The 25,283-nt window shown below is 62.5% G+C and carries 20 protein-coding genes; 10 read left to right on the forward strand and 10 right to left on the reverse strand.

Translation table 11 applies throughout. The features are described 5' to 3' along the window. Positions 1-107: 107 nt before the first annotated feature. Both R8871_RS21495 and R8871_RS21500 read left to right on the forward strand, forming a co-directional pair. Complete coding sequence (locus R8871_RS21495) at positions 108-1,124, forward strand: zinc-binding alcohol dehydrogenase family protein (protein WP_175052270.1); 1,017 nt, start codon at positions 108-110, stop codon at positions 1,122-1,124. A gap of 300 nt (positions 1,125-1,424) precedes the next feature. Beyond that, positions 1,425-1,988: a DUF6013 family protein gene (locus R8871_RS21500; RefSeq protein ID WP_175052271.1), complete on the forward strand. Its 564-nt coding sequence runs from the start codon at positions 1,425-1,427 to the stop codon at positions 1,986-1,988. A gap of 114 nt (positions 1,989-2,102) precedes the next feature. Here R8871_RS21500 and R8871_RS21505 read toward each other — a convergent pair whose 3' ends face one another. Together R8871_RS21505 and R8871_RS21510 are read right to left on the reverse strand one after the other, a co-directional pair. Then, positions 2,103-2,909: an ABC transporter permease gene (locus R8871_RS21505; RefSeq protein WP_175052272.1), complete on the reverse strand. Its 807-nt coding sequence runs from the start codon at positions 2,907-2,909 to the stop codon at positions 2,103-2,105. Next, the gene (locus R8871_RS21510; RefSeq protein WP_175052540.1) at positions 2,906-3,616 is read right to left on the reverse strand and encodes an ABC transporter ATP-binding protein; all 711 of its coding nucleotides are present in this window, start codon (positions 3,614-3,616) and stop codon (positions 2,906-2,908) included. The genes R8871_RS21505 and R8871_RS21510 overlap by 4 nt, the downstream gene beginning before the upstream one ends. A 185-nt stretch (positions 3,617-3,801) precedes the next feature. Here R8871_RS21510 and R8871_RS21515 point away from each other — a divergent pair, with 185 nt between their 5' ends. Further along, on the forward strand, positions 3,802-6,285 hold the full coding sequence (locus tag R8871_RS21515; protein ID WP_175052273.1) for an AsmA family protein: 2,484 nt from the start codon (positions 3,802-3,804) through the stop codon (positions 6,283-6,285). 189 nt (positions 6,286-6,474) lie between these two features. Here the strand turns inward: R8871_RS21515 and R8871_RS21520 are convergent, their stop codons facing one another. Continuing rightward, positions 6,475-6,969: a hypothetical protein gene (locus R8871_RS21520; protein WP_091794435.1), complete on the reverse strand. Its 495-nt coding sequence runs from the start codon at positions 6,967-6,969 to the stop codon at positions 6,475-6,477. A gap of 396 nt (positions 6,970-7,365) precedes the next feature. Here R8871_RS21520 and R8871_RS21525 point away from each other — a divergent pair, with 396 nt between their 5' ends. The 3 genes from R8871_RS21525 (at position 7,366) to R8871_RS21535 (ending at position 11,614) form a co-directional block, all read left to right on the forward strand. After that, positions 7,366-8,976 carry a sensor histidine kinase gene (locus R8871_RS21525; RefSeq protein ID WP_175052274.1) on the forward strand — a complete coding sequence of 537 codons (1,611 nt, stop codon included), beginning with the start codon at positions 7,366-7,368 and terminating at the stop codon, positions 8,974-8,976. A 78-nt stretch (positions 8,977-9,054) separates the two neighbouring features. Next, entirely contained in the window at positions 9,055-9,534 is a 480-nt protein-coding gene (locus R8871_RS21530; RefSeq protein WP_175052275.1) for a response regulator, read from the forward strand. A 79-nt stretch (positions 9,535-9,613) separates the two neighbouring features. Beyond that, a complete protein-coding gene (locus tag R8871_RS21535) occupies positions 9,614-11,614 on the forward strand; it encodes a hybrid sensor histidine kinase/response regulator (RefSeq protein WP_175052276.1) in 2,001 nt (666 codons plus the stop codon). Positions 11,615-11,793: 179 nt separating this feature from the next. Here the strand turns inward: R8871_RS21535 and mscL are convergent, their stop codons facing one another. From mscL to mfd, 4 genes are all read right to left on the reverse strand, one after another. After that, positions 11,794-12,243 (reverse strand): large conductance mechanosensitive channel protein MscL, encoded by a 450-nt coding sequence (mscL, locus tag R8871_RS21540; protein ID WP_175052277.1) that lies wholly within the window; start codon positions 12,241-12,243, stop codon positions 11,794-11,796. 87 nt (positions 12,244-12,330) lie between these two features. Next, the gene (locus tag R8871_RS21545) at positions 12,331-13,365 is read right to left on the reverse strand and encodes a pyridoxal-phosphate dependent enzyme (RefSeq protein ID WP_175052278.1); all 1,035 of its coding nucleotides are present in this window, start codon (positions 13,363-13,365) and stop codon (positions 12,331-12,333) included. A 55-nt stretch (positions 13,366-13,420) separates the two neighbouring features. After that, the gene (gene argE / locus R8871_RS21550) at positions 13,421-14,671 is read right to left on the reverse strand and encodes an acetylornithine deacetylase (protein ID WP_175052279.1); all 1,251 of its coding nucleotides are present in this window, start codon (positions 14,669-14,671) and stop codon (positions 13,421-13,423) included. A gap of 238 nt (positions 14,672-14,909) precedes the next feature. After that, positions 14,910-18,392 carry a transcription-repair coupling factor gene (gene mfd, locus R8871_RS21555; protein ID WP_175052280.1) on the reverse strand — a complete coding sequence of 1,161 codons (3,483 nt, stop codon included), beginning with the start codon at positions 18,390-18,392 and terminating at the stop codon, positions 14,910-14,912. Positions 18,393-18,513: 121 nt separating this feature from the next. Between mfd and ispD the strand changes: the two genes are divergently transcribed. Together ispD and ispF are read left to right on the forward strand one after the other, a co-directional pair. Continuing rightward, a complete protein-coding gene (gene ispD, locus R8871_RS21560; protein WP_175052281.1) occupies positions 18,514-19,227 on the forward strand; it encodes a 2-C-methyl-D-erythritol 4-phosphate cytidylyltransferase in 714 nt (237 codons plus the stop codon). Between the two features lie 45 nt (positions 19,228-19,272). After that, positions 19,273-19,752, forward strand: a complete 480-nt coding sequence (gene ispF / locus R8871_RS21565; protein ID WP_097392390.1) for a 2-C-methyl-D-erythritol 2,4-cyclodiphosphate synthase — start codon at positions 19,273-19,275, stop codon at positions 19,750-19,752. A 121-nt stretch (positions 19,753-19,873) separates the two neighbouring features. Here ispF and R8871_RS21570 read toward each other — a convergent pair whose 3' ends face one another. The 3 genes from R8871_RS21570 to ompR all read right to left on the reverse strand — a co-directional run bounded on the left by R8871_RS21570 (position 19,874) and on the right by ompR (position 22,827). Further along, positions 19,874-20,422: a peroxiredoxin gene (locus tag R8871_RS21570; RefSeq protein ID WP_175052282.1), complete on the reverse strand. Its 549-nt coding sequence runs from the start codon at positions 20,420-20,422 to the stop codon at positions 19,874-19,876. Between the two features lie 178 nt (positions 20,423-20,600). Next, a complete protein-coding gene (locus tag R8871_RS21575; protein WP_007182020.1) occupies positions 20,601-21,950 on the reverse strand; it encodes an ATP-binding protein in 1,350 nt (449 codons plus the stop codon). 142 nt (positions 21,951-22,092) lie between these two features. Further along, entirely contained in the window at positions 22,093-22,827 is a 735-nt protein-coding gene (ompR, locus tag R8871_RS21580; protein WP_006048917.1) for an osmolarity response regulator transcription factor OmpR, read from the reverse strand. Between the two features lie 229 nt (positions 22,828-23,056). Between ompR and R8871_RS38490 the strand changes: the two genes are divergently transcribed. Together R8871_RS38490 and R8871_RS21585 are read left to right on the forward strand one after the other, a co-directional pair. Further along, on the forward strand, positions 23,057-23,389 hold the full coding sequence (locus R8871_RS38490) for a hypothetical protein (RefSeq protein WP_246287634.1): 333 nt from the start codon (positions 23,057-23,059) through the stop codon (positions 23,387-23,389). Between the two features lie 194 nt (positions 23,390-23,583). After that, complete coding sequence (locus tag R8871_RS21585; protein WP_175052283.1) at positions 23,584-25,224, forward strand: DUF1800 domain-containing protein; 1,641 nt, start codon at positions 23,584-23,586, stop codon at positions 25,222-25,224. Positions 25,225-25,283 lie beyond the last annotated feature (59 nt).

Here is a 25,283-nt window from a genome sequence, read left to right on the forward strand (position 1 = left end):
ACCGCCTTAGGATGACGCCAATGCGATCGATTAGCCCTGCACGGCGCGAGGCGCTGTCGGCATCGATCGCCGGTTTCTCAACCTCATCAGAAAGAACAGGAGCTGCAATGAAAGCCGTAGGTCTCTATCGTTACTTGCCGATCGATCAAGCCGAGTCGCTGGTCGATGTCGAGATTGCCAAACCCGAAGCCGCCGGCCGTGACCTGCTGGTGAAGGTGGAAGCCATCTCGGTTAATCCGGTCGACGCCAAGGTGCGCGCCCCGAAAGACACTGTCGAGAAAGCGCCGCGAGTGCTCGGCTGGGACGCTGCCGGCACCGTGGTGGCGGTTGGCCCCGACGTCACGCTGTTCAAGGTCGGTGACCCGGTTTTCTACGCGGGCAGCATTACCCGGCCGGGCGCGAATAGCGAGTTCCATCTGGTCGACGAACGCATTGCCGGGCGCAAGCCGGCGTCGCTCGATTTCACGCACGCGGCCGCACTGCCGCTGACCGCGATTACCGCATGGGAAGCACTCTTCGACCGCCTCGGCGTGTCGCCGCAAGGCGCGGATGAAGGCCGCACGGTACTGATCATCGGCGGCGCGGGCGGGGTGGGTTCGATCGGCATTCAGCTGGCCAAGCAACTCGCGAAACTCAAAGTGATCGCGACCGCCTCGCGCCCTGAATCGGCAAAGTGGGCGACGGAGTTGGGCGCGGATCATATCGTCGATCACTTTGGCGATATGCCCGCGCAGTTGAAAAAGCTCGGCATCGACCAGGTCGACTACGTGCTGATCTTCAACGATACCGACAAGAATTTCCCGGCAGCGGCTGAACTGATCAAGCCGCAGGGCGGCATCTGCACGATCGTCGAAAACAGCGAGCCGGTGCCTGTCGAACTATTGAAGGCGAAAAGCGCCGCGTTCCACTGGGAGTTCATGTTCACGCGTTCGATGTTCAGCACGCCGGATATGATCGAACAGCATAAGCTGCTCACCGAAGTGGCGCGTCTCGTCGATGCAGGCACGTTGCGCACGACAGTCGGCCAGAATCTCGGCACGATCAACGCCGACAATCTGCGCCGTGCGCATCGGTTGCTCGAAGAAGGGCGCGCGATCGGCAAGCTGGTGCTGACGGGCTTCTAGACTGCGCGAGGTTTGGCGCTTCTGTCACGTCGCACGCGCAGAAAACGCCTCAACGCAAGCGGGGTAACACCCGATTCGTATGAAGCGCGCGCAGCGCCGCTTGGCGGTAGACTGGTGGGGCATCATGCTAAAACAGTTGCGCGTCTCGCGACTCGTCTGGCAGGGCCTCAGCCGGGTGTTGACCAGGTGCTACGCGGTACTCACCAGGCATTCACCAGGCGTGAACCAGGCTCCAGTCAGACGGTGCATTGGCAGTAGCGCTAGAGCGGGCGCGCAGCGGTACAACAACGAGGTGACAGTATGAGCTCCAGCTTCAAACTCTCCGCCGTTTCAGTTGTTGCTTCTCTCGCATGCGCGCTCGCGCCCGGCATGCTCGTGACGGCAGCTCACGCAGCCACGCCGATCACGGTGACGTCGCAGTCCGCCCTCGACGGTCCGATCCGCTATACGGTGCGCGTCACGTCGAAACAGTTCGGCAATTCACAGGAAACGCGTACGATCCGCTCCGGCGAATCGGACGACTTCACGTGGAAGACGGTGCCGCCAGGCGGCCCCGTGCCCGCGACGGATAGCTGCCCGAATTACTCGTCGCTGCCAACCGATACCAACGGTGCGATGATTCGCCAGACGCAGATCCGTTTTGCGCCGGTCGTCGCCGGAGACGGTACGGCGTCAGTGCAATTGAGCTTCCAGGCGCAGACGCCGCATGGCGTCAAGACGGTGACGAGCGGCGGCAAAACGCTCAAGTGTCCGAACAGCGTGGCAGTCAGCCAGATTCTGCGCTTTACGATGCCGACCAACGGCAGCACGAAAACGCTGACGCTTAATGACGGCACCGAAGTGGCGGTCACCGCGAAACGCTGAGGGCCGCACGTGAAGTCTGCGCAATGAGGGCAAACTTCACGGTGCGCGGCCAACGAGACAAACCGCGAGCCGGCGACGCCGGCCGCGTCGCCCCCGTGCATACTGTTTGTCCCATCAACGTTGCGCCGCGGGCCGCTCCACCAGCCGCGCTGACAGAAAACGGTGCTCCGCTGAGAAAAGCCGCCGATACGTAAGCAGCACCGCGCCCACCGTGCCCAAGGCCGAGGCCGCGGCGATCAGGAACATGATCACGATCTGATAACGCACGGCCTGCAACGGCGACTGACCGGCCAGCACCTGCCCGGTCATCATGCCGGGCAAACTCACCACGCCGACCACGGCCATCTGATTCAAGGTGGGCATCATGCCCGCGCGCACAGCCTGGCGCGCCGGCGCCTGCGCCGCTTCCCAACGGGTCGCGCCGAGCGCGAGCGCCATATCCACACGGTCGCGCCGCGCGGTCAGTTCCTCGGTCATCCGCTCGATACCGAGCGACACGCCGGTGAGCGTATTGCCGAGGATCATGCCGAGAATCGGAATCGCGTACTGCGGCTCGTACCATGGGTGAATGCGGATCACGACGAAGAGCCCGACCGCGGCGACCAGCCACGAACTGACCCAGATCGACAGCACACTGTCCACACGCTGCCCGGCGTAGGTGCGGCTGCCGCGCTGCGCACCCGCGAAGCCGGCGATCAGCGTCATCACGACCATCAAGGGCAGCACCACGAACCAGTGGTCATAGCGGAACACCCAGCCCAGCACATAGCCGATCGCCAGCAATTGCACGACGGTGCGTACCGCCGCCCACGCGAGCTTGCGTTCGAGATCGAGCTTGAGCGCGACCGAGACCACGCCATTCACCACGATCAGCAGCGCGGCGATCGCGAGGTCCCAGAGACTCAGGTTTTGCAATGTCATTGGCCGAGCTCCTGATGTGCGGGCGTCACCGAGGATTCGTCGAGCACGCCGGCGCGCATCGTGAGATGCCGCTCGCTCATGCGCGCCGCTTGCGCCGGATCGTGCGATACCCACATCGACGCATGGCGACCGGGTTCGGCAGCGAACCACGCGTGCACCAAAGCCTCGATCGCGTGTGACGACTCCGGATCGAGCGACGCGGTGGGCTCATCCAGCAGCAATACTTCGGGCGCGAGTTGCAGAACGCGAATCAGCGCGGTGATCTGCGCTTCTCCGCCGGACAATTCGCTCGCGCGCTTGGCGAGAAAATCGTCGCCGCGGCCGGCCTGAGCGGCGAGGCTTGCCGCGCGTGCGCGATCGAAGCGCACGTCGCGATAGGTCCGCAATTCGAACGGGTAACGCAGATTGTCTTCCACGCTGCCGTCGAGGAGCGCGGGCCGTTGCCGGATATACGCGACGTTGCGCCGGTAACGCGGAATGGCGGCGCGCTCGACCGGCGCGCCGTGCCACATGATGCGTCCGGCATCGAGCGGATCGAGCAGGGCGAGGGCGCGCATGAACACGCTCTTGCCCGAACCCGAGGGTCCGGTGACCGCGACACGGTCGCCGGCGCAAAGGGCGAAGGTTGTCGGCTGCAGCAGCGTTTGCCCGCGCAATGCATCGCGCCGGGCGATGCCATCGGCGAGGACGAAGGGAACATCTGGCATGAGTTGGGTCTGGGTGGATTTTTGCGTGGATGCGGAGGCCGCCATGACATTTCCTTACGTTTTCATGGCTGGGAAACCTGTGCCGGAGCTGAGCGGCATGATAAAACGACCCCTATTAAACAATACTACCAGGCACGATACGTGCTGGCCCCATGCACAACGAAGAACAAAGGCGGAGCTTTTCAATGGCAGTGTCGAGCACGATTGGAAGACGGATAGCAAAAATCATCGCATGGTTGGTGGCGATCATCGTCATTCTGATTGTCGCCCTGGCCATCTTCATCCTGACCTTTGACTGGAACCGGGCGCGCCCGTACATCGACGACAAGGTGACGCAGGCGATCGGCCGGCCGTTCGCGATCAACGGCGATCTGAAAGTAGGCTGGCAGCATCCGGTCGGCGAAACCGGCTGGCGTGGCTGGGTGCCCTGGCCGCGTTTTTCGGCGGCCAATATCACGGTAGGCAATCCCGACTGGGCCAAACAGCCGCAGTTCGCGACGCTGGACGAAATCGACTTCCAGGTCAAGGTGCTGCCGCTGCTTGCGCACGACATCGTGATTCCCGCGATCAACCTCGTGAATCCTTCGGTCGATCTTGAACGACTGCTCGACGGGCGCGACAACTGGACCTTCAAACTGGCGTCTTCGAGCGGGCCTTCCGAATGGAAGCTCGATCTGCACGACATCGCCTTTGCCAAAGGCAATATCGCGTTGTCGGATCAGCAGAAGAAGGTCGAGATGCAGATGGCCATCGATACGCTCGGCCAGCCGATTCCGATCGGCGAGGTGATGAAGCAGCAGGAGACGGCGTCGCGTAGTGCATCGGCGGAGGCGGTCGGTAAAGCAGGTGCGAGCAAGCTGACGGCACAGGCTAACGCACAGGCGGCATCGGAAGCGGCGGCGTCCGCGGCGGCAGCTTCCGGCGCTTCGTCGACGGATATCACCGCGTCCGGCGCGACGGCGGCGAATGGCGCGTCGGGTGCACTGGTTGCCGGCGGGGCGAACGGTGCGAGCGGGGGTGCAAGCGAGGGCGCAAGCGGCGCCGCGGTAGCCTCGGCGTCGAACGCTAGCGAGGCAGGCACGGCAACCGGCGCAAAACCGACGATTCCGCCGTACGCGATCGCCTGGACCGTCAAGGGCACCTACAACAAGACGCCGGTATCCGGCAGCGGCAAGGTGGGCGGCGTGCTGGCACTGCAGGACGCGAACCGGCCGTTCCCGGTCCAGGCCGATGTGAAGGCTGGCGATCTGCGCGTTGGCCTCGTGGGCACGATCACCGATCCGGCGCACCTTGCCGCGGTCGATCTGCGTCTCTGGCTGCAAGGCAACAGTCTGGCGCGGCTGTATTCGCTGACGGGCGTGACCTTGCCCGACACGCCGCCATATGCAACCGAAGGGCGTCTGGTCGGCCAGTTCAAGCCCGGCGCCAACGTTTTCAAGTATGAAAATTTTACAGGCCGGGTGGGCGGCAGCGATCTGAACGGCTCGCTGACCTACACGGCGCGTGAGCCGCGTCCGCTGTTGCAGGGCGAGCTGGTGTCGCATCTGCTGCAATTCGCCGATCTGGCGCCGGTCATCGGCGCGGACTCGAATTCCAGCAAGGCCAAGCGCGGCGACGCGACCGCGCAGCCGGCCAACAAAGTCCTGCCGGTCGAAGAATTCCGCACCGATCGCTGGAAGGCGATCGACGCGGACGTGAAGTTCACGGGGCGCCGCATCGTCAAGGACACCAATCTGCCGATTACGGACCTGTACACGCACGTCGTGATGACCGACGGCGTGCTGTCGCTCGAGCCGTTGAAGTTCGGCGTGGCGGGCGGCTCGCTGTCATCGGACATTCATCTGGACGGCAGCACGACGCCGCTGAAGGGCCGCTTCGCGACCTCAGCGCGGCATCTGAAGCTCAAGCAGCTGTTCCCGAACTTCAAGACGATGCAGAACGCGCTCGGCGAAATCAATGGCGACGCCGCGCTGACCGCGACCGGCAATTCGCCGGCGGCATTGGCGGCGACATCGAACGGCGAGGTGAAGGCCTTGATCACCGACGGCACCGTAAGCCGTCTGCTGATGGAAGCCGCGGGCCTGAACGTGGCGAACGTGGTCTATGAAAAGCTGTTCGGCAATCGCGACGTGAAGATCAACTGCGCGGCGGCGGATTTTGTCGCGACGAACGGCGTGCTGGATTCGCGTGTCTTTGCGCTCGACACGGACGACGCGGTCATCAACATCGACGGCAACGTGAATCTGCGCGACGAATCGATGGATCTTGGCGTGCATCCGCATACCAAGGGCTTCCGGGTGTTTTCGCTGCGCTCGCCGCTGTATGTGAAGGGGACGTTCAAGGACCCGCACGTTGGCGTGAACGCCACCGCGCTGGCGCTGCGAGGGGGCGCCGTAATCGGGCTCGGGTTGATCAATCCGTTTGCGGCGCTGATTCCGCTGCTTGCGCCTAGCAATAACAAACCGCTGCCGTGCGGGGAGTTGCTGGCGCAGGTTCGTCAGGCGCCGAGCGCACCGGCGCCGGGTATGAAGCAACAGCCCAAGCCGGCCATTTCCCTCGACGGTGCGCCGGTGAACAAGCCTTCTGCGGGCGCTTCCTCACCGGCTGCGGGCGACAGGAAACCTGCGGTCATGTCGCCGCCGATGGGAGCTGAATACAAGGGGAGTTAATGCTTTCTGCTTTGTCTGCGAACTGGTGGAACTGGTGGAGCTGGTGGAGTTGGTTCTGCGGATCCGCCCTTGCCTTTATTTTCTTGTGGCTGATTAGCGCTCCCCCAATACGGGGCGAACACTAATCAGCTACGACAGGCAAAGGCAAAGGCAAAGGCAAAGGAAAAGGAAAAGGCTAAGGAAAAAGAACTACCGCAGCGAGCGCGGAGCGGCATCTCCCGCCGCATCCTGCCTGCGAACCCCACGCCGGGCGCCGCCGATGCGGGTGGCGCCAAACTCGGTCAGAATCTTGCCTCGGGCCCGGCTGGCAAAGACCAGGAACCCGAATCCGTCCGCTTCATACCAATATCCACCGTTCTCGAGCCCGTCGAGCGGCTGTTCCAATGCATTGGTAATGGATTCGATACAACGCCGCCGCAATTCGGCGGGCGCGGGATAGGGCGGCTGGGCGCCGCGTACGCTGCACAGAAGAACGTCGAGCCCAGGCAGCACATGTGCATAAAGCACCGGCTCGTCCTGTGCGCGAGCGCGTGCAATTTTGGTGTCGAGCTGACCGAACGGCTTGAAATGCCGTAGTACCGCGAGGAACGACTCATCGCCGTCCACCTTCGCGCGTCTACGCTTTTTCGGGAAGGACATAAAAATTCGCCTGAAAAAGAATTGCAAGAAACGCAGCGTCCTCATGCGACAACTCCCGGCTTCGCGCGCCGCACGTCGATCTTTTATAGCATACGACAAGGCCGGATTCACGATGATTCGGCGTCTACGCCGTCCCACCGCCTCCCGCACGAATCATGCCGAACCGCCTCGCCGCGCGCTTTCGCTTCCCAGCACATCTGTCTCCATCATAGACGCACGCGCCACGGAAAAAACAACTCGTATCAATAAAAAAGTCATTTTTATGTGGGCGAGCGCATCTTGCCGCTACGTTGAAATATCTCACATTCACGTCGATAATGGCCCGTCCGGCTGCACCGCGGCGTGCTGGCCAGTCCTGCATCGCAACGGCCCGCCCGCATGCCGAGGCGAGGCGCGTGGTTCGTGCGTACCGCCGCGGTTTGAACGACCCTTCGGGCGAACATGAAACTATTCACCAAGGGTCTGCTGCTGATTGCAGTGCCGAGCGTGGTCGAGCTGGCGCTTCTGGGCGTCGTCTTCGATACCCAGGAGCAAACAGCGCAGGCCGCGCGGTGGGTCAGCAACAGCAAGCAGATCCTCTATCAGTCGTCGGCCATTGTCGATCCGCTGCTGCGTCAGGCCGCGCGGGTCCGCACGGGTATGGTCGTCGGCGATCCGTCGTTTGTCGACCGCCATACTGTATGGGTCGATCTCGGCGACCGCCTGTCGAATCTGGAAACGCTGGTGGCCGATACGCCGCAACAGGTTGCGCGCGTGCGCAAGATGCAACAGGCGATCGACGCGTATCGCATGCAGGCCACCGCGATCTCGCAGGCGCTGCGCGCAGGCCACAACCTGAATTCGTTTGCCGGGCTGGACACGGGCGCGCTGCCCCAGCAGATCGCACTGTTTCGCGATCAGCTCACCGAGTTCAGCAATGAGGCCTCGCGGCTCGACGCGGAGCGCGGTGCGGCCCTGGCACGGCGCCGCGAACGCCAGCAATACGCGCTGATCGCCGCGGTGCTGGGCTCGATGCTGATCTGGGCGGCCACTGCCGTCGTGTTTGCGCGCAGCATCGGCCGGCGGCTGGAGGTGTTGACCGGCAATGCCGAGCGCCTCGGCAGCGGGCGGCAGCTTGCGGCGCCGCTGTCCGGCAGCGACGAAATTGCCGCACTCGACGCGGTGCTGCATCAGACGGGCGACCGCCTGCGCGAGGCCGAAGGCGAGCAGGCCAAGCTGAAAGTGCGGCTCGAGGCGCGGGCGCGGGAACTGGCCGGCGTGAACGAGGAGCTGCGCCAGGAGACGCAAGACAACGAAATGTTCATCTACAGCGTGTCGCACGATCTGCGCTCGCCGCTGGTGAATCTGCAAGGCTTTTCGAAAGAATTGCAGGTGTCGTGCGACGAACTGGACAGCCTCGTCGAGGCGGCGAAACTGCCGGAGACCGAGCATCGGCGGATGACGCATGTTCTTGACGGCGACGTGCGCGAGTCTCTGCAATATCTACGCACGGCGGTGACGCGGGCGGCGGCGATCATCGACGCGCTGTTGCGGATTTCACGCGCCGGGCGGCTCGAATATCAGTGGCAGCGGGTGAGCGTCGGTCGGGTGGTGGGCAAAGTGGTCGATGCGCTGCAAGGCGCCATCAGCCAGCGCGGCACGGTGGTGACCGTGCGCGAGTTGCCGCCTGCATGGGGCGATCCGGGTGCGATCGAGCAGATTTTCGGCAACCTGATCGGGAACGCGCTCAACTATCTCGACCCGGCGCGCAATGGGCGCATCGAGATCGGCGCGCTGGAGCCGGAACCGGTCGACGAAACCGAGCCGCGCGCGTTGCGCACGCGCACCTATTATGTGCGCGACAACGGGCTCGGGATTCCGGCGGCGTATATGTCGAAGGTGTTCCGGGCGTTTCAGCGCCTGCACGGCGACGTCGCGAACGGAGACGGCATCGGCCTCGCGGTGGTGCGGCGTATGGTAGAACGGCATGGCGGCCGCGTCTGGGTCGAATCGGCCGAAGGCGCGGGATCGACTTTTTTTGTCGTGTTACCAGAACAGCCTGCGCGCAATTGAACCGCAACAGGCGTGAGAAGAAACGGTGGGGATAGCTAAAAGCATGATGCAAAAACGCATTGTCAGTACGGAGGGCATATGAAGCACGGGGAAACGGTCAGTATCGTGCTGATCGAAGATGACGACGGCCACGCCACGCTGGTCGAGCGCAATCTGCGCCGAGCCGGTATTTCGAACGGTTTCGTTCGCTTTCGCGACGGCCAGCAGGCACTCGACTACTTCTTCGGTCCGGCGCCGGCGGATCCCGCTGCCAGTCCTTACCCACCTCGCGAAGATCTGACGAATTTCGTCGTGCTGCTCGATCTGAAAATGCCGCGCGTGGATGGCTTCGAGGTGTTGCGGCGTCTGAAGGATTCGCCGCAGACAGCCGCGGTGCCTGTGATCGTGCTGACCACGACCGACGATCCGCGTGAAATCGCACGCTGTTACGAACTCGGCTGCAACGTCTATATCACCAAGCCGGTCGAATACGACGCGTTCATCGAAGCGGTGCGCCGTCTCGGCTTCTTCCTGCAGGTGGTCAAACTGCCCTCGGGCCACCGGCTGACCGCGCCGTGACAGAAGGTTCATATGAAGGCGCTCCGAAAGCGGCCCATGACAAGATAGCCACACCAGACCTAGCCAGAGAAGATTCCGCATGACCGAAGACGTGTCCACGCAGCCCGCCGCGTATGTGCTGGTCGTCGATGACGACGAAGGCATCTTACGGCTCGCGCGCAAGTCGCTCGAACGCGCCGGCTGCCGGGTTGCAATCTGCGCGCAGGTCGACGCGGCCCGCGCACGACTCGCCACGGGTGCACCCGACCTGCTCGTGCTCGACTATCAGCTCAGCGGGCCGGAGACCGGTCTCGACTTCTTTCGCCGCTTGCGCGCGGAGGGCGTGCGGATCCCCGCCATCCTCGTGACCGGTTTTACTGATGAATCCCGGGTGATCGAAGCCTTGCGCGCAGGCGTATCCGACGTGGTGCCGAAGTCCGGCGACTACCTCGATTACCTGCCCGAGGCGGTGGAGCGGGTGCTGTCCCAGGTGCGTTTGCAGAAGGCCTCGGACGAAGCCTTGTTGCTGCGCGATCGCGAACAGCATTACCGCACCTTGTCGGAGGCGTTGCCGCATCTCGTGCTGACCTGCAACGCCGCGGGCGATTGCGATTTCCTGTCGAAGCAGTGGTTCGACTACACGGGGTTGGCGGAAAGCAGTTCGTACGGTCTCGCGTGGCTCGAAGCGGTGCATCCGGATGATCGCGAAGAGATTCGCCGTACCTGGCTCAAGGCGGTGACAGGCGGCGCCGGTGACTACCGGCACGAACTGCGGATTCGCCGCCACGACGGCGCTTATCGCTGGTTCGACATCCGCGCGGTCGCGATGCGCGACGCTGAAGGCAACGTCAGCAAGTGGTTTGGCAGTTGCACGGACATTCATCCGCAGCGCGAGGCGATCGAGGAACGTGAACGGCTGCTGGCCTCGGAGCAGGCCGCCCGCCAGATCGCTGAAGAAGCCAATCGTGCGAAAGACCGCTTCCTCGCCATGCTGTCGCACGAATTGCGCACGCCGCTCACGCCTGTGCTGGCAGGCGCTAGCGTGCTGGAGATGATCCCGGGTCTGCCCGATCAGGCACGTGCGAGCGTGCGCATGATTCGCCGCAACGTCGAACTCGAAGCGCGCCTGATCGACGACCTGCTCGATCTCACGCGCGTGGCGAACGGCAAGCTGCGTTTGTCGCTCGAAACCGTCGACGTGCACGAGGTGATAGACAGCGTGCTCGAACTCTTTCGCAGCGAGATCCAGGTCAAGCAGCAGGATGTGCACGTGTGCACGAATGCGCAACACCATTACGTGCTCGCCGACCGCGCACGGCTGCAACAGATGCTGTGGAACCTGATTCGCAACGCCGCCAAGTTCACGCCGGACGGCGGCCATATCTACGTGCGCACGCACGATGAACGCATGCATGTGCAAATCTCGGTCGAGGATACGGGCATCGGCATCGAACCCGAGCAGATCGGCAAACTGTTCAACGCGTTCGAGCAGGGCAACCAGAACATGACGCGGCAATTCGGCGGCTTGGGCCTGGGTCTTGCGATCACGAAGGCCCTGACCGATGTGCACGGCGGCACGGTGGTCGCACAGAGCCCCGGCGCGCACTGCGGCGCGACTTTCACGATCACGCTGCCGACCGCCGCCGCGCCCGAGGAGCTCACGCCCGTTGCGGCGCCTGATGAGGTGCGTCATCACGGCCTGCTGACTATTCTGCTGATCGAAGACCACGTGGATACCGCCGAGGTGATGGCGCAACTGATTCGCAGCCTGGGTCACGACGTGACCATGGTGGGCCGTGTGGACGATGCGCTCGCCGCTACCCAGTCGCAGACGTTCGATCTGGTGATCAGCGACGTGGGCTTGCCCGACGGCACGGGCCTCGATTTCGTCAAGGCGTTCCGCGAGCGTTCGGATGCGCCGGCGGTCGCGTTGACCGGCTTCGGTACCGATGACGATGTGCGCCGTTGCCTGAGCGCCGGCTTTACTTCGCATCTGACCAAGCCTGTCAATTTCGGACAGCTCGAGACGATGATCGAAAGCGCGATGACTCTGAAGGCGGAGAAGGGCGAGGGGAACGAAGCGGACAAAAAGAACGCTTAGTGTGTTCGCCACGTCGACCCGGGCGACGTAATCTGCACGCGGTATGAAAAAGGCCTGTGGCGATTTCCTCGCGACAGGCCTTATTTATTTGCGCCGCTTAATGTGCCGGCGCGAATGTTTAACGTGGTTCAGGTTGATCCAACCCGGGTGACTTAACCAGGTGACTTACGCCAGGCCGCTCAGCGCGGCGATGAGCTCTTCAGCGAATCGCGGATTTCACGCAGCAGCACGACTTCTTCCGGCGTTGGCGGCGGTTCTGCCGGCGCGGCTTCAGCCGGCTTGCGCAGATTATTGATGAACTTGACCATCAGGAAAATGATGAACGCGAGGATCACGAAGTTGATGGCCACGGTGATAAACGAGCCATAACCGAACACTGCCACGCCTGCCGTTTGCAAGTCTTTATAGGACTCGGGACTGCCTTTGAAGCTGGCGGGAATATCGCCGAGGCGAACGAACTTGTTGGAAAAATCGAGGCCGCCGGTGGCAACGCCGACAACCGGCATGATCAGGTCTTTAACAATTGAATTGACGATGGTGGAAAATGCGCCGCCGATAATCACCCCAACGGCGAGATCCATTACGTTGCCTTTGAGGGCAAATTCCTTGAATTCCTTGATCATGCTCATATACGTTCCTCCCAGAAGTCGATTATCGAATCATACCAATCTGAGAAGGATAGGCTAGTCTTTTGGCACGGCAAGAGCGGATTGCTTTTACTCTGGAAACTGTGACTGGCTATGACGCGCCTGTTCGATATGCGCAGCAAAACTGACCGGATCGGTATTGGTGCCGCACAGCAGCACGCCCACGCGTTTGCCTTGCAGCGTTTCGCGCAGCGGTCCGAGCAGCGCTGCCGTAGCGGCGGCGCAGGCCGGCTCGACAGCTAGCTTCAGTTGTCCGAACAAGGTCAGCATCGCCGCGCGCAATTGATCGTCGGATACCGTGACGAGCTGGTCGATATGGCGACGGCACAACTCGTAGCTGTATTCCTCGGTATGCGGCGATGCCAATGAATCGGCGATGGTGTGCATATGCCCCATCTTGACCGTGTGATTGGCGGCGAAGCTTTTGCCCATTACGTCCGAGCCTTCCGGTTCGACGCCGTACATATGAACGCGCGGATTCGCGAGCCGCATGGCGGTGGCCACGCCGGCAGCGAGGCCGCCGCCGCCGATCGGCACGATCACCGCTTCGAGGTCGGGCGTTTGTGTGGCCCATTCATAGCCGAGCGTGGCTGAGCCGAGCACGGTGCGATAGCCGTTGAACGGATGCACGAAATAACGGCCTTCTTCTGCCTCGATACGGCGCACAAGCTCGAAGGCTTCGGCAATGTTTTCCGCGAAGACGATGTCAGCGTGATACTGCCGGCACAACGCTACACGTGCCGGATTGGCCGCGCGAAACAGCACGACCTTCGCGCTGATGCCAAGACGCATGGCGGCGTACGCGACCGCCACCGCATGATTACCGCCCGACACACACGTGACGCCCGCGCTGCGTTGCGCTTCGTCGAGCGCGAGCAGGTTGGTGAACGCGCCGCGCGCCTTGAAACTGCCGCCCGCTTGCAGCAACTCGAACTTGAAGTTCACCACCGTGCCTTCCAGCGATGGAAAGTCGAGCCGGTCGAACACCGGCGTTCGCGTCACCCACGGCGTCAACGCAAAATGCTGCGTGGCGATGTTGTCGAGAGTAGGGATCGGCTCGCCGTTGATCGTGTGGTCGGTGTGCTGCTGTGTGGCGGTTGACATGGCGTGGGCGTGTTTTTCCTCAATATGGCTATGACCGTTTTTAGCGCGCTCAGTTTCAGTGTGCGTGCGCTTCCACCGACATGCTGTGGATGAATTTTTGCAGGAAGCGCTCGCATGCCACGAGCTGATCCAGCGCGACGAATTCGTTGGCTTTGTGCGCCTGCTGGATGTCGCCGGGGCCGCACACAATGCTCGGAATGCCCGCAAGCGAGAATAGCCCTGCTTCAGTGCCGTACGCGACCTTGCGCTTGTCCTGGTCCGCGGTCAGCGCGCGCACGAGTTGCGTGATCGCGGCTTGTTCAGACGAATCGAGGCCAGGGGCGGCGGCGATCTTCGTGATCTCGATGGCGGCAGATGGATGCTCGCGCAACATTTTCGGCAGCAGCGTTTCGCGCGCGTATTGATCGATGCGCTCGAAGATCGGTTCGGGATCGAGCGTGGGCAGGTTGCGGAATTCGAACTGGAACTTGCATTCGGCCGGCACGGTATTGATCGCGTTGCCGCCGATGATCGTGCTGGTTTGCGCGGTGGTGAAGGGCACGTCGTAGAGTTCGTCGAACGGGCCTTGTGCGCGGAATTGATCGGCCATATCGCGGATGTAGCAGATCAGGCGCGCGGCGTATTCGATCGCGTTCAAGCCCTTCGGTGTGAGCGACGAATGCGCCGCCTGGCCGCGCACGCAGCACTGATAGGCGTTGATGCCTTTGTGCGCCACGATCGGGCGCATGCTGGTCGGCTCGCCGACGATGCAGCCGTCCGGCTTCACGCCACGCTTCATCAGATCGGCAATCAGGAGCGGTGCGCCGGCGCAGCCCACTTCCTCGTCGAACGACAACGCAAAGTGAATTGGCCTCGCGAGCCTGGTACGCTGCATCTCGGGTACGAGTGCGAGCGCCGCGCCAATGAAGCCTTTCATGTCGCAGGTGCCGCGGCCATACAGCTTGTCGCCACGGATTTCCGGTTTGAACGGATCGCTGTCCCATTGCTGACCGTCTACGGGCACGACATCTGTATGGCCCGACAGCACGACTCCGCCGTTGGTCTCACCGTCGTGTGCCGGAATCGTCGCGAACAGATTTGCCCATTTGCCGCTTTCGTCGTGGGTGAGCGTGGCTTCGATGCCGACCGCGCGCAATTCGTCGCGTACGGTTTCGATCAGACCGAGATTCGGATTGCGGCTCACCGTGTCCATCGACACGAGACGGGTCACCCACGGAAGCGAGGCAGGCAGCGAGGCAGGCGAGGAGGAATTCGATTCTGAGGCGGGCGTTTGCGAGGACTGCGCTGTTTCAGCGACGTGAGACATGACAAGACTCCGGCATTTGAGTCTTTCGATCATACCCAAAAAAAACGCACCCGTATGCTGCGGCACGCGTTTGCGCACCGCAGCATAAACAAAAAAACGGCTAGATGTACCCCGTTTTTTTAATGACGGTGCCGTTGGTTCCGGTCACGGCGCCGGTGTTGACACCGGTGTCGCTACAACGCCGGCGCGGGAGCACGCAACGGTGCGCAGCCTTAGTACGCAACCTTAGTACGCAACCTTAGCGCGCGGCCGCCGCGGCCGCCGTGCCGCGGCTAGGCGTGCCGAGTGCGCGCAAGGTTTCTTTCACCGTCGCCACACGCACGGCCAGGTCCGGGCTGCGCGTTTCAATGCGCAGCTTGTCCTGGCCTGCGAGCTTGATGTGCTTGTGCTTCTGCACCATCTCGATGATCCGCATCGCGTCGATTGGCGGATTGGGGATGAACTGCAAGCCGATCACCGTTTCGCCTGCATCGATTTTCGAAATGCCCAGGGGTTTCGCCGCCAACCGCAGGCGATGCGTCTCGACAAGCGCATGCGCTTGCGGCGGCAACTTGCCGAAGCGGTCGATCAACTCTTCCTGAATGCTGTCGATCGAATCGTTGTGTTCGCAATTAGCGAGGCGCTTGTAGAGAGACAGGCGTTCCTGCACATCGCCGCAATAGTCCGCCGGCAGAATCGCGGGGGCGTGCAGATTGATCTCGGTGGTCGCCGCGAGCGGTGCGGTGAGGTCCGGCTCCTTGCCTTCCTTGAGCGCCTTCACGGCGTCGTTCAGCATGTCGGTGTAAAGCTGGAATCCGATCTCCTGAATCTCGCCTGATTGCTTGTCGCCGAGCACTTCACCCGTACCGCGAATTTCGAGGTCGTGCATCGCGAGATAGAAGCCCGAACCGAGTTCCTCCATCTGCTGGATCGCTTCGAGACGGCGTTGCGCCTGCTTGGTCAGTCCTTGCGGGTCATGCACCAGCAGATACGAATACGCCTGGTGATGCGAGCGGCCCACGCGGCCACGCAGCTGATGCAATTGCGCGAGACCGAACTTGTCGGCGCGGTGAATCAGGATCGTGTTGGCGCTCGGTACGTCGATACCCGTTTCGATAATTGTCGTGCACAGCAGAACGTTCGCGCGTTGGGCAACGAAGTCACGCATCACGCGCTCGAGTTCGCGCTCATGCATCTGTCCATGCGCGACGGCGATGCGTGCTTCCGGCACGAGCGCTTCAAGCATCTGCCGGCGATTCTCGATCGTTTCGACTTCGTTGTGCAGGAAGTAGACCTGGCCGCCACGTTTCAACTCGCGCAACATCGCTTCGCGAATCACGCTGTCTTCTTCGCGACGCACGAAGGTTTTGATCGCGAGGCGCTTTTGCGGCGCGGTGGCAATCACGGAGAAATCGCGCAGCCCTTCGAGCGCCATGCCGAGCGTACGCGGGATCGGCGTCGCCGTGAGCGTGAGCACGTCGACTTCGGCGCGCAACGCTTTCAACGCCTCTTTCTGACGCACGCCGAAACGGTGTTCCTCGTCGATGATTACGAGCCCCAGCCGCTTGAACTGCACATCCGACGACAGCAGTTTGTGCGTGCCGATCACGATATCGACCGTGCCTTCGTTGATCTGCTGGATCGCGGCGTTGACTTCCTTCGTCGACTTGAAGCGCGACAGTTCGGCGATGCGCACCGGCCAGTCGGAGAATCGATCGCTAAAGGTTTGCGTGTGCTGTTCGGCGAGCAGCGTGGTGGGCGAGAGCAGCGCAACCTGTTTGCCGCCCATCACCGCGATGAATGCCGCGCGCAAGGCCACCTCGGTCTTGCCGAAACCGACGTCGCCGCACACGAGGCGATCCATGGGTTTGCCGCTCGTCATGTCGCCGATCACGGCAGCAATGGCCGCGGCCTGGTCCGGCGTTTCTTCGAAGCCGAAGCTCTCGGCGAACTTCACATAGTCTCTTGGTTCGAGCGCGAATGCGTGGCCTTCGCGCAGGGCGCGGCGGGCATACAGGTTCAGCAATTCAGCCGCGGTGTCGCGGATCTGCTGCGCGGCTTTGCGTTTGGCCTTTTCCCACTGGCCCGAGCCGAGCGAATGCAGCGGCGCGCTTTCCGGATCGGCACCGCTGTAGCGCGAAATCACATGCAGTTGCGCGACCGGCACATAGAGCTTGCTGTCGCTCGCGTATTCGAGGTGCAGGAACTCGGTTTCGCCTTCGCCGAGATCCATCGTGACGAGGCCCATATAGCGGCCGATACCGTGCTGCGAATGCACGACCGGATCGCCGATCTTCAGCTCGGACAGGTCCCGCACCATCGAATCGACGTTGCTGGCCTGTTCCTGGCGGCGCCGTCCCGCGCGGCGTGCGAGCGGGCCGTAAAGCTCGGTCTCGGTGATGATCGCGATACCGTCGATAGGCACCGCGAAGCCGTTCGCCAAAGGCGCGACGCCTAGCGAAAAACGTTCGTCGCTCGTGAGCCAGTCCTGGAAGCTGTCGCTCGATACAGGCCGGAGGTGATTGTCGGCCAGCAGTTGCAACAGCGTTTCACGACGGCCCGCCGATTCCGTGGCGAACAGCACACGGTTCGGCGTGGTCTCGAGATAGGTGCGCAAGGCCGAGACCGGATCCTCCGCGTGACGGTCGATTGCCAGATCCGGCAGCGGGGTCGACCAGCCGCCGCCCGCGTTGGCGGGTAAGGCGAGCCGCGCGAACGGCTTGGCGAATGCGAAGAAATCCTCGTCCGAGAGGAACAGGCGCTGCGGCTCCAGAATCGGTCGGTCGCGATCGTGCGAGAGGAAGTTGTAGCGCTGTTTGGTGTCGTTGGTGAAGCGCCGGATCGCCGCGTCCAGATCGCCGACGAACGCCAGTTGCGCGCCTTCGGGCAGGTAGTGGAACAGCGTCGCCGTTTCTTCGAAGAAGAGCGGCAAATAGTATTCGATGCCGGCCGACGGCACGCCGTTGCCGATGTCCTTGTAAATCGACGCGCGGCTCGGATCGCCCTCGAAGGTCTCGCGCCAGCGGCTGCGGAAAGCCGTGCGCGCCGCTTCGTCGAAGGGGAATTCGCGGCCGGGCAGGAGACGCACGTCCTTCACCGGGTAGAGGCTGCGCTGCGTGTCCGGGTCAAATGCACGGATCGAATCGACCTGGTCGTCGAACAGGTCGATCCGGTACGGCAGCAGCGAGCCCATCGGGAAGAGGTCGAGCAGCGAGCCGCGCACGCAGTATTCGCCGGGACGCACCACCTGACTCACGTGCTCGTAGCCCGCGAGCGTCAATTGCGCTTTGAGTTTGGCCTCGTCGAGGCGCTCGCCTTGCGAGAAGGAGAACGTGTAGCCCGCCATGAATGAGGCGGGCGGCATCCGGTACAAAGCGGTGGTGGCCGGCACCAGCAGGATGTCGCAGCGGCCTTCGCCCAGATCGTGCAGCGTGGCGAGGCGTTCCGAGACCAGGTCCTGGTGGGGCGAAAAGGTATCGTAAGGCAGCGTTTCCCAGTCCGGCAGCAACCGCACGCGTGCCTCGGGCGCGAAAAAGCCGATTTCCTGCGCCAGCCGCTGCGCGTCGACAGCGCTTTCGCAGACGACCGCCAGCAGCGGCACCTTCTCGCGGTAGGCGAGATGGTAACGGGCGATCAGCAGCGCGTCGGACGAGCCGTGCGTGCCGTCGAAGGCGAAACGCTGGCCGGCCTTGACGAGCGCGACGGGCGGGGAGTACTGCGATGATGCGGCGATGTCTGGCATAGAAGAGAAAAAGCGGCCTCGGGCTCACACGTGATCGGCAAGTTTACGCGTGTCGGGGCGTAGATGCGAAGGACCTATTATAAAATCCGTCCTTTACTTTGACCTCGCGGCATCCGCACTCGTGACTTCCCGTCTATTTGCCCTGATTCCGTGCGCTGGCACCGGCAGCCGTTCCGGCGCCGCGATGCCCAAACAATATCGCACTGTTGCCGGTCGCGACATGTTGCATTACTCGCTGGCGGCTTTCGACGCCTGCAGCGAGTTTGCGCAAACCCTTGTCGTGATTGCCCCCGACGACCAGCACTTCGACGCCCGCCGCTTCAGCGGCTTGCGTTTCGCCGTGCGCCGCGCCGGTGGGGCGTCGCGCCAGGCGTCGGTGCTGAACGGGCTGCACGCGCTGGCCGAGTTTGGCGCGCACGACGACGACTGGGTGCTGGTGCACGACGCCGCGCGGCCGGGCATTACGCCTGGCTTGATCCGCACGCTGATCGGCGCGCTGAAGGACGATCCGGTGGGCGGCATCATGGCCTTGCCGGTGGCGGACACCTTGAAGCGGATCGACCCGGCCTCGTCAGACGGGCGGATTGCCCGCACCGAGGCGCGGGATGGCCTGTGGCAAGCGCAGACGCCGCAGATGTTCCGCATCGGCATGTTGCGCGAGGCGATCTTACGCGCGCAGGCGGACGGCCACGATTTGACCGACGAAGCGAGCGCGATCGAGTGGCTGGGGCATGCGCCCCGCCTGGTGCAGGGGAGTTTGCGAAACTTCAAGGTCACTTATCCGGAAGACTTCGATCTGGCCGAGGCGATTCTGTGCCGGCCTGCAGCTTCCTAATGGATAAATCAGATTTCAATCAATGGGCTTGAGGACTTGACGCATATGGATTTCAGAATTGGGCAGGGTTATGACGTGCATGCGCTGGTGCCGGGACGTCCGTTGATTATCGGCGGCGTGACGATTCCTTATGAGCGCGGGCTGCTCGGGCATTCGGACGCGGATGTGCTGTTGCATGCCATTACCGATGCTATTTTCGGCGCCGCCGCAATGGGCGATATTGGGCGGCATTTCTCCGATACGGATGCGAAGTTTGCTGGCGCGGATAGCCGGGTTTTATTGCGAGAGTGTTTTGCCCGCGTTAAAGCTGCCGGGTTTTCCATTGCCAATGTGGACAGCAGCGTGGTTGCTCAGGCGCCCAAGCTGGCGCCGCATATCGAAGGCATGCGGGCGAATATCGCTGCGGACCTTAACCTGCCGGTTGAGCGGGTTAATGTTAAGGCCAAGACGAATGAGAAGTTGGGCTACCTCGGGCGAGGCGAGGGCATTGAAGCGCAGGCAGCGGTTTTATTGATCAAGAATTGATGTTGGGTTTTGGTTTTGGTGTTTGCGGTGCATTCACCAAAACCATGAGCGCGCAGCGAAAAAAAACTTAATCCCGCTGCGCGCGGAAAATCCCTGTTCACCTTCAGCCGCAATACGCGGCTTACATCGTTGCGCCGCCGATCGGGCGATTGCACGGGCACTCTTCGTCCGTTTGCAGAGCGTCGAGAATACGCAGCACTTCTGTCGGATTGCGGCCCACGTTCAGGTTGTTCACCGAAACGTGTTGAATCGTATTGTCCGGATCGACGATGAATGTAGCGCGCAGCGCCACGCCGGCTTCCTGGTCGCGCACACCGAGCTGGTCGATCAACTCGCCCTTCACGTCACCAAACGAATAGTGATTTAGCCGGTTCAGCTCCTTTTGCTCGCGGCGCCAGGCCAGCTTGACGAATTCGTTGTCCACACTGCCGCCGAGCAATACCGCGTCGCGCTCTTCGAAATCCTTGACCAGCTTGTCGAACTCGACGATTTCGGTCGGGCACACGAACGTGAAGTCTTTCGGATAGAAGTAGATGATTTTCCACTTGCCCGAAAACGACTGCTCCGTGATCTCTTCGAACGCGGACACACCGTTTTCTTCATGGTTGTTGAAGCCCGGCTTGGCCGCAGTGACGGTGAACGCTTCGAGTTTATCGCCAACGGTTTTCATGCAAGAGCTCCTTCGTGAGATGGGAAAGCAGCATGTTCGACGCTATCAGCTTGTCGTAACAGGCACGTTGCACGTTGTCGAGTATGGCCCTATGGGGTTATCCGCTCAATAGTCGTTGGCTAGCGCCTTGGAGCGATATGACTCAACGCGGTCGACGTAAAGCCCCGGGGCTGGTCAATCAGACGCCTTTTGCGAGCGGAAACTCGATAGTGACCTCGAGGCCCGGGCCTGGCGTGCGGTTGCGCAGACGCAGCGCGCCGCGATAACGGCCTACCAGCCGCTGCACGATGGCCATGCCGAGGCCCGTGCCGTTCGCCTGGGTGCGCGCGGAATTCACGCGATAGAACGGTCGCGTGACAAGCGCCAACTGGTCTTCAGGAATGCCTGGCCCTTCGTCGACCACGGACAATTCGACCCGCGAGTGCGATACCCGTGTTTCCAGAATCACGTGCGGTATGCCGTCGCCGTCGCTCAAACCGTACTTGCGCGCGTTCTCCAGCAGATTGCCCACCACGCGCCGCATGTCGGTCTCATCCGCCTCGATCACCGCCGAGGGCGCGAGGCGCGTAATCAGCCGCATGCTGTCCTCGCTTTGCATCCGCGCGGCAAGCTCGCCTGCGATCACCGACAGATCGACGGGCTCCGGCACCCGCTGCACCGGACGCGCGTAATCTAGGAATCGGCCGATGATCATGTCCATCTGCTCGATGTCGTCGACCATCGCGTCTTTCGTGGCCTGGTCGGAGGGGCTCATTTCGGTTTCGAGCCGCAGCCGCGCGAGCGGGGTGCGCAGATCGTGCGAGATACCCGCGAGCATCAGCGCGCGGTCGGCCTCGAGCTGTTCGAGGTCCTGCACCATCTGGTTGAAACTTCGATTGGTCTCGGCGGCCACGCCCATGCCGCGCTCGGGCAACGGTTCTGGCGACTGGCCTGAGCCGACCTTGCGCGCGGCCATGGCGAGACGGGCGAACGGACGGTTCACGAGACTCGTGATGAACGCCGCGCCGAAGAGTGACAGCGCCAGCGCGAACACGCCCCAGCCGGCCCATTGCAGGCCCGTCGCGTTGTCCAGTTGATCGCGGTCGAGCGCCACCCAGTAGTCGTCGTCGTCGATCTTGAAGCTGATCCAGACGCCGGGGATGTCGTTCACGCTCTGTGCAATGACCGTGTCGTCGCCGAGGCGGCCGCGAATGTCGTGTTCGATCAGCCGGTTCAGGGATTCGTCCGGCTGGAGTTTGTACTTGTCGGTGGTTTCGCGCGGGTACACGCGCACCCCTTCATTGCTCTCCAGGTCCTGCAGCAGGGCGCGCCGCAGGTCAGGATCGGAATAGAGGAGCGCGGTGCGCGTGAGCTTGACGATGGCGACTAGCTGCAACGCCACGCGCTGCGCGCGCGGCTCGCGTTCGATCACCCGAAAGCTCTGGAACCACGCGGCGAGACTGACTGCGATCAACAGCGCGATCAACAGAAAGGTCCGCCAGAAAAGGCCACCGAACGCGAGCGTCAGGAGGCGCCGGTCGATCCGCATGGGCCCTTCTTATCTGGAACTATCTTGTATGGGACCGGAGTAGTCGCGCTAAAGCGCGAACTCGGGTCGATTGCTTTGCTGGTGACCAGAGATAAGGCGCTGAAGCGCCAACTCTGGTCGACACTGGGGTGCGAGAGCAAACTCAGGCTGCACCGTCAGGAATGAACACGTAGCCGAGGCCCCAGACGGTCTGGATGAAACGGGGGCTGCCCGGATCCGGTTCGATCAGCTTGCGCAGACGCGAAATCTGCACGTCGAGACTGCGGTCGAACACTTCGTATTCACGGCCGCGCGCCAGTTCCATCAGCTTTTCACGCGACAGCGGCTGACGCGGGTGACGCGCAAATACCTTCAGCACCGAGAACTCACCCGTGGTCAGCGGGATTTCCTGGCCGGCCTTGGTGAGCGTGCGGGTGGCGAGATTCAGGGCGAACTCGCCGAACTCGAACACCTCGGTGGTTTCGGACGGCGCCCCAGGCAACTCCGACGGCGATTGCCGGCGCAGCACCGCGTGAATCCGCGCGACCAGTTCGCGCGGGTTGAACGGCTTGGGCAGGTAGTCGTCGGCGCCCATTTCGAGGCCGACGATACGGTCGACGTCTTCACCCTTGGCCGTCAGCATGATGATCGGCGTGCGGTCGTTGCTGCCGCGCAGGCGGCGGCAGATCGACAGACCGTCTTCGCCTGGCAGCATCAGATCGAGCACCAGCAAGTCGAAGCGCTCACGCACCCAGAGCTTGTTCATGGACGGCGCGTTCTCGGCAACGTAGACATTGAAGCCCTGTTCACCGAGGTAGCGGCGCAGCAGATCGCGCAGGCGCGGATCGTCGTCGACGACGAGGATTTTCGAAGGGTTTTTGGTTTCCATGGTCGGCATCTTAGCGCGATTAGAAAGTAGCGCGCGGTTGCATCATTTATCGGGTTACAGTCAGTTACAAAATTTACCCGCACTGTGGCACGACGTAAAGCAGGGGCAGGTAGACTCCTTTACTGAATGCGGCTGTTCGGTGGATACTTCACTCGACTAAAACTCTCGCACCCGGCTCGCTACCGGGGTTTGTATACGCATTTGAGGTAGCCGGTTGCCGCGCCACGAAGGGAACAACATGAAGGGAGGGGTTTGGCCGAATGTGCGCCTGAGCGTAATTGCACTGGCGATTGCCGGTACGCTTGCAGGCACACTAGGACCAACGCTCGCCCACGCCCAGCCTTCGGCCGACAGAGCTGCGAGCGAACGCGCGCCCAGGCCGCCAAATTCCAAAGCGAGCCGCCACAACCCCAGCGTCACTAACGACCGCCCTGCGTCAGACGTGATGTTGCGCACTGCAGTTCCCCCCGATCTCGATCAACGTCGTCGTGATGGTCATATGACGCCCGACGAACGGCGTCTGTTACGGCAGCACATCGAAGATGCTGTCCGCGAGCTCTATAAACGGTAGCTATTTTCGTGCCTGCTCCAGGGCACGCGGGTCGCCGGCCGCTCGCCGATTCTCCGCGCGTGAAAGATTTCGTTGCACTTCCCCCGTCAACTTTCCCGTTCCATCTGCCGTTGAGTTGCCAGAGCACAGCGCGTGTGTAGCGCGTTTTTCCATGCGCGAATGCCTTTCCGTGATGCCCCGCAACCGGATGACCGATGATGAAAGTGCTGACAGGCGGTAAAGGTGGGCGTTGGCTGGCAGTCACAGCCACGGCGTTAGTGGCCGTGACATGGTGTGCACCGGCGCCGGCCGTGCAGCAGGGCGCCTCTACTTCTCATGCCCCCCACAACAAACATCGCGCGCCGTCTGCCGCGTCTGCCGTCTCCGTGGCCGACGAGGACATCCTCGACGCCGACGACGCCCGTTTCTTCCTGACGCGCGTCGGCTTTGCGCCCGATAGTGGCGAGGTCGCCCAATACGTTGGCCTCACACGCGAGCAGGCGGTGGACAAGGTGCTCGCGACAACCCGGACCGAATCTGTCACGCCGCTGCCGGACTGGGTGCTCGAACCTATCCCGACGCGCGACATTCGCAAGACATGGACGGACGATCAACGTCGCGACGAGCAGCGGCTGCGCGGCCAGCGTTACGAACTATTACGCGCGTGGTGGGTGCGCGAGATGCTGGCAACGCCGTCGCCGCTGACCGAGCGCATGACGCTCTTCTGGCACAACCACTTCACCTCCGGCCAGGACAAGGTCCAGTATCCGCAGCAGATGGCGCAGCAGAACATGCTGTTGCGCCGTGACGCGCTCGGCAACTTCGGCGAACTGTTGCACGACGTCGCGAAAGATCCGGCGATGCTGCAATACCTCGATGGCGCGAGCAATCGCAAGGGCAAGCCCAACGAAAACTTCGCGCGTGAAGTGATGGAGCTGTTCACGCTGGGCGAAGGGCACTACTCGCAGCGCGACGTGTCGGAAGCTGCGCGTGCCTACACGGGGTGGAGCCTCGACCCCGATACCCAGGCATACGTGTGGCAGGCCAGGCAGCACGACGATGGCAACAAGACCGTGCTCGGTCAAACCGGACCGTTCGACGGCGACCAGGTGCTCGACATCCTGCTCGCCCGGCCGGAAACCGCGACCTTCGTCACGACCAAGCTGTGGCGCGAGTTCGTCTCCGATACGCCGGACCCCGCTCGCATCGCACCGATCGCCGCGCAGTTCCGCGCGAGTCACTACGATATCAAGGTCGCGCTGCGCGGCCTTTTCATGAGCGACGCGTTCTGGGACGACGGCGATCGCGGCGTCCTCGTGAAATCGCCGGTGGAATTCGTGGTCGGGACACTGCGTGCGTTCGATATCGGCTACGACAACACGGCGCCGTTTGCCGCGCAGATCCGCAACCTCGGCGAGAACCTGTTCTACCCGCCGAACGTCAAAGGATGGCCGGGCGGGACGATTTGGATCAATAGTTCGACGCTGCTGGCGCGCAAGCAATTCGTCGAGCAACTGTTTCGCGCGACTGAAGCCGCCCGTCCGCAGCGCATGAACAATCCGGTGGGTGCGAAGATCGCGGCGAGCGGTGCATCGGGCAATATGCAGACGAGTCCGCCAATGCAGCGCGCGATGGCGCGTGTTGGCCCGGCTAGCCAGGGTGGCGTACGCTTTGATATCGACACGTGGCTTGCGCATTACAACGCCGCGCCGACGGCGAAGCCGGGGCTGTCGGCGGAGCTTCAGTTGCAGCACGCGGTCTTGCCGCTTACGCCGGTCGACGCGATCGAAACCGATTCGACCGCCAGCGCTTATCTGGAGGCGTTGCTGATGGACCCGGCTTATCAATTGAAGTGAGGAAGTGAGGAAGTGAGCAGTGCGGACAGGCGACGGAATTGAGCCGCTCAACCGTATAA

The sequence above is a fragment of the Paraburkholderia sediminicola genome (assembly GCF_902859805.1).
GTDB classification, from domain to species: Bacteria; Pseudomonadota; Gammaproteobacteria; order Burkholderiales; family Burkholderiaceae; genus Paraburkholderia; species Paraburkholderia sediminicola.

Bases quoted from the DNA above. Each gene is read 5' to 3' on its own strand.
- R8871_RS38490 (WP_246287634.1), top strand. From the start codon at position 23,057: ATGAAGGGAGGGGTTTGGCCGAATGTGCGCCTGAGCGTAATTGCACTG.
- ompR (WP_006048917.1), bottom strand. From the start codon at position 22,827: ATGCCGACCATGGAAACCAAAAACCCTTCGAAAATCCTCGTCGTCGAC.
- R8871_RS21545 (WP_175052278.1), bottom strand. From the start codon at position 13,365: ATGTCAACCGCCACACAGCAGCACACCGACCACACGATCAACGGCGAG.
- R8871_RS21520 (WP_091794435.1), bottom strand. From the start codon at position 6,969: ATGAGGACGCTGCGTTTCTTGCAATTCTTTTTCAGGCGAATTTTTATG.
- ispF (WP_097392390.1), top strand. From the start codon at position 19,273: ATGGATTTCAGAATTGGGCAGGGTTATGACGTGCATGCGCTGGTGCCG.
- R8871_RS21585 (WP_175052283.1), top strand. From the start codon at position 23,584: ATGATGAAAGTGCTGACAGGCGGTAAAGGTGGGCGTTGGCTGGCAGTC.
- R8871_RS21500 (WP_175052271.1), top strand. From the start codon at position 1,425: ATGAGCTCCAGCTTCAAACTCTCCGCCGTTTCAGTTGTTGCTTCTCTC.
- R8871_RS21530 (WP_175052275.1), top strand. From the start codon at position 9,055: ATGAAGCACGGGGAAACGGTCAGTATCGTGCTGATCGAAGATGACGAC.
- R8871_RS21510 (WP_175052540.1), bottom strand. From the start codon at position 3,616: ATGCCAGATGTTCCCTTCGTCCTCGCCGATGGCATCGCCCGGCGCGAT.
- mscL (WP_175052277.1), bottom strand. From the start codon at position 12,243: ATGAGCATGATCAAGGAATTCAAGGAATTTGCCCTCAAAGGCAACGTA.
- R8871_RS21495 (WP_175052270.1), top strand. From the start codon at position 108: ATGAAAGCCGTAGGTCTCTATCGTTACTTGCCGATCGATCAAGCCGAG.
- mfd (WP_175052280.1), bottom strand. From the start codon at position 18,392: ATGCCAGACATCGCCGCATCATCGCAGTACTCCCCGCCCGTCGCGCTC.
- R8871_RS21570 (WP_175052282.1), bottom strand. From the start codon at position 20,422: ATGAAAACCGTTGGCGATAAACTCGAAGCGTTCACCGTCACTGCGGCC.
- R8871_RS21535 (WP_175052276.1), top strand. From the start codon at position 9,614: ATGACCGAAGACGTGTCCACGCAGCCCGCCGCGTATGTGCTGGTCGTC.
- R8871_RS21575 (WP_007182020.1), bottom strand. From the start codon at position 21,950: ATGCGGATCGACCGGCGCCTCCTGACGCTCGCGTTCGGTGGCCTTTTC.
- R8871_RS21505 (WP_175052272.1), bottom strand. From the start codon at position 2,909: ATGACATTGCAAAACCTGAGTCTCTGGGACCTCGCGATCGCCGCGCTG.
- R8871_RS21515 (WP_175052273.1), top strand. From the start codon at position 3,802: ATGGCAGTGTCGAGCACGATTGGAAGACGGATAGCAAAAATCATCGCA.
- argE (WP_175052279.1), bottom strand. From the start codon at position 14,671: ATGTCTCACGTCGCTGAAACAGCGCAGTCCTCGCAAACGCCCGCCTCA.
- R8871_RS21525 (WP_175052274.1), top strand. From the start codon at position 7,366: ATGAAACTATTCACCAAGGGTCTGCTGCTGATTGCAGTGCCGAGCGTG.